The 3107-nt window shown below is 64.4% G+C and carries 3 protein-coding genes; all 3 read right to left on the bottom strand.

The window, feature by feature from the left end; genetic code table 11:
* Positions 1-341: 341 nt before the first annotated feature.
* A complete protein-coding gene (locus L0G76_RS15125) occupies positions 342-911 on the bottom strand; it encodes a dienelactone hydrolase family protein (protein ID WP_304357973.1) in 570 nt (189 codons plus the stop codon).
* A gap of 76 nt (positions 912-987) precedes the next feature.
* Positions 988-2553 (bottom strand): FMN-binding glutamate synthase family protein, encoded by a 1566-nt coding sequence (locus L0G76_RS15120; protein ID WP_304357972.1) that lies wholly within the window; start codon positions 2551-2553, stop codon positions 988-990.
* Positions 2554-2646: 93 nt separating this feature from the next.
* Positions 2647-3107: TM2 domain-containing protein (locus L0G76_RS15115; protein ID WP_304357971.1), on the bottom strand; the 461-nt coding region annotated here is incomplete at its 5' end.

The following is a 3107-nucleotide window of genomic DNA, read 5'->3' as shown; positions in this document are numbered from 1 at the left end:
GGCCAGAACCTCGTCGTCGACAACGGCCTGGTGATGGACTGAAACGCAGGTAGTCCTTCTCAGCCCAGAAGGGACTGCGCCCCAGCCAGGCAACCGGTGACCATTGCCCGCGCTCCGCATCGGTCTCACCGTCGAGAGTCGACCGCAGCGTCGAAAGCTGACTTCAGGCCTGAACTCGACTCTCGAGGTTGCGGTCTGCTCTCGACGTCGGGCGGCCGATGGTGGCGCGGCCGATGGTGGCGCCCAACCTGCATCGAGCGGACAACTTAGCGTCGAGGGGGCAGGTTATAGCCTCACCTCTCGACGCTAAGTGGTCCGCTCGGCGTGCAGTGCCGCAGAATTCAGACTCGTTCGAGGAACGTCAGTGCGCGTGCGAAGAGGAGATCGGCACTGTCAGCGCGGTAGTCGGCGACCAGCGGGTCGCTGAATAGGTGGGTCGCGCCCGGGTAGAGGAAATACTCTGTCTGGGCCCCTGCTCGGGCCGCCGACTCCAGCAGGTTCTCCGGCGCACCCGCATCCCGCCAGGCGTCGTCGACGGAGAAATGGATCTGGACGGGCACGTTCTCCTGCCACCGCGTCGGCTTGGGGAAGCCGCCGCCGTGGCAGAGGAGCGCGCCGCGTGCCCGCGAATCGTTCTTGCCCATCTGCTGAGCGATGCCGGCCCCGAGCGAGAGACCGGCGAACACGATCTCATCCGGCAGATCCGCGCAGGCCGCGCTCACGCGGTCGACGAGTCGTGAGAACCCGACTTCCTGCGCGTGGCCGACCCCCGCCTCGGCCTCCGTGAACGTCCGGCCCTCGTAGAAGTCAGGAGCGAAGACGGTATGCCCCGCAGCTGTGTAACGTTCGGCGATCACATCGATGCCGGGGGTCTTGCCCAGAGCGGAATGGAGTAGGACGAGGGTAGTCATGGCTGTCTCCTGTATCGCCTGATGTGTTGCCGATGTCTCGCTTAATGTCGTGCCGAGTTTCTCGACGACCGACGTTTCAGCGGCTGTGGCCGTGAGGTATGGCGAAGGAATCGGCCTGCGCCGTCTCCCAGTCCGCGGCCCAATCATCGGGAGCGCCGTTGAGCAGCTCGCCGGGTTTGAGCCAGTCGTAGAGTCGGGCGTAGGACCACGATTCGGACTCCGAGACGTTGCGGCGCAGCATCGTCGGTTCCAGCTCATCCGGGTGGGCTACGCCCATGGACGCCATCAGACGAAGCGCCTCGGCGACGGTGCCGTCGTGGTAGTTCCTCACGCGAGTCGACTTGTCGGGAACATCGATGGCGCGAGCTCGGCGGGGATCCTGGGTCGCGACGCCGACGGGGCACTTGCCGGTATGGCAGACCTGAGCCTGAATGCAGCCGACGGCCATCATCATGGCGCGAGCCGCCATTGTGAAGTCGGCACCCTGGATGAGTCGCTTGACGATGTCGGAGCCGCTCGCGATCTTCCCTGCCGCACCGATCCTGATGCGATCACGCAGGCCCGCGCCCATCAGCGCATTGTGAACAATCATCAGGCCCTGTGTCAGCGGCAGGCCGACGTGGTTCTCGAATTCGAGGGGAGCGGCGCCGGTCCCGCCTTCGGAGCCGTCGACGATGATGAAGTCGGGGGTGATTCCCGTTTCGACCATCGCCTTGCAGATGGCGAGGAATTCGGTGCGCGACCCCACGCAGAGCTTGAACCCGGCAGGTTTGCCGCCGGAGAGCTCGCGCATCTGCTCGATGAAGTGCAGGAGCTCGATCGGGGTGGAGAACACAGTGTGGTTCGGGGGGCTGATGCAGGTCTTGCCGACGGGGATGCCGCGGATCTCTGAGATCTCCTCTGTGACCTTCGGGCCGGGCAGGACGCCGCCGATGCCGGGTTTGGCGCCTTGGGAGAGTTTGAGCGAGACCATCTTGACCTGCGGGTCCTTCGCCTTTCTCGCGAAGACTTCCGGATCAAAGGCGCCCTCGGGGGTTCTGGCACCGAAGTACCCGGTGCCCAGCTCCCAGATCAGGTCGCCGCCGGACTCACGGTGATAGGGCGTGATCGAGCCTTCACCGGTGTCTTGGGCGAAGCCGCCCATGGCCGCGCCCTTGTTGAGCGAGCGCACTGCATTGTCACTCAGCGAACCGAAGCTCATGGCCGAGACGTTGAGGAGGGAGATGTCGTAGGGCTGCGTGCATTCCGCACCGCCGACCCGGATCCGTGGGGGAGCAGGGGAGTTCGTGATCGGAACATTCGAGTGCATGAGGGCCTCGTAGCCCGTGCGATTGACATCGCGTTCGGTGCCGAAGGCGCGTTCGGCATGCTTGCCTTTGGCGCGTTCGTAGATCGTCGCGCGCGTATTGCGGTTGAACGGGCGGCCGTCCCAGTTCCGTTCGATGAAGTACTGCTGGATCTCCGGGCGAATCGACTCGAGCAGATACCGTGCGTGGCCGGCGACCGGATAGTTGCGCAGAATAGAGTGCTTCTTCTGTGTCACGTCCCAGGCGGCAAGGGCGCCGAGCCCGAGCGCTGAGACGGCAGCAGCGGCCTGAGCCACCCGCTTTCCTGTTGAGTCTCCTCCGAGCTGACTAACCATGGGGAACTGACCTTTCGTTGAGCTTCCTCGGTCTGTACTTGATGCGAGCCTAAACCGAGAACGCGGGGAATTCAGGAAAGGGTGGGCTAAATTTCACAACAGTTGTGTCAGCAGTGCCGAAATCAGCTCGTCGAGCTGCAGAGAATAGGCGATGATGAGGACGAACCCCGTGGCGATCCAGGCGACTTCCTTCCACTCGTCGTATCCGCGCAGGCGGCGGCGACCGCGGCGAAGTCCGCCGGCCATGACGATGACGAGATCGACGACCCACCACAGCCCCAGACCGCCCAGTGTCACAAGCTTGAGCGCGCCGGTGGCGAAGCGGCCCGTGTAGAAACGGTCGGCACCGAGGAAACCCAGAGTCAGCGACAGGATCCAGGTGACGAAGAAGGAGCGATTGCTGGGCGCATCGGAGAAATCGGGAGAGTCCGCAGCGGCCGTCGGCAGTGCGGATTCGAGGCGCGGCAGATCGAGAGGTGAGGGGCCGGGGGACAGGGAGGGCACGGACATCGTGGTCATCTCCTCATTCGCTGCCCAACGTGGTTCGAATGGCG

This window comes from Brevibacterium picturae, from assembly GCF_030453725.1.
GTDB classification, from domain to species: Bacteria; Actinomycetota; Actinomycetes; order Actinomycetales; family Brevibacteriaceae; genus Brevibacterium; species Brevibacterium sandarakinum_A.
This window is presented reverse-complemented; position numbering and strand designations above follow the sequence as displayed.

What these genes read in the sequence shown, in the direction of transcription:
- L0G76_RS15125 (WP_304357973.1), bottom strand. Translation starts at nt 911, where the DNA reads ATGACTACCCTCGTCCTACTCCATTCCGCTCTGGGCAAGACCCCCGGC.
- L0G76_RS15120 (WP_304357972.1), bottom strand. Translation starts at nt 2,553, where the DNA reads ATGGTTAGTCAGCTCGGAGGAGACTCAACAGGAAAGCGGGTGGCTCAG.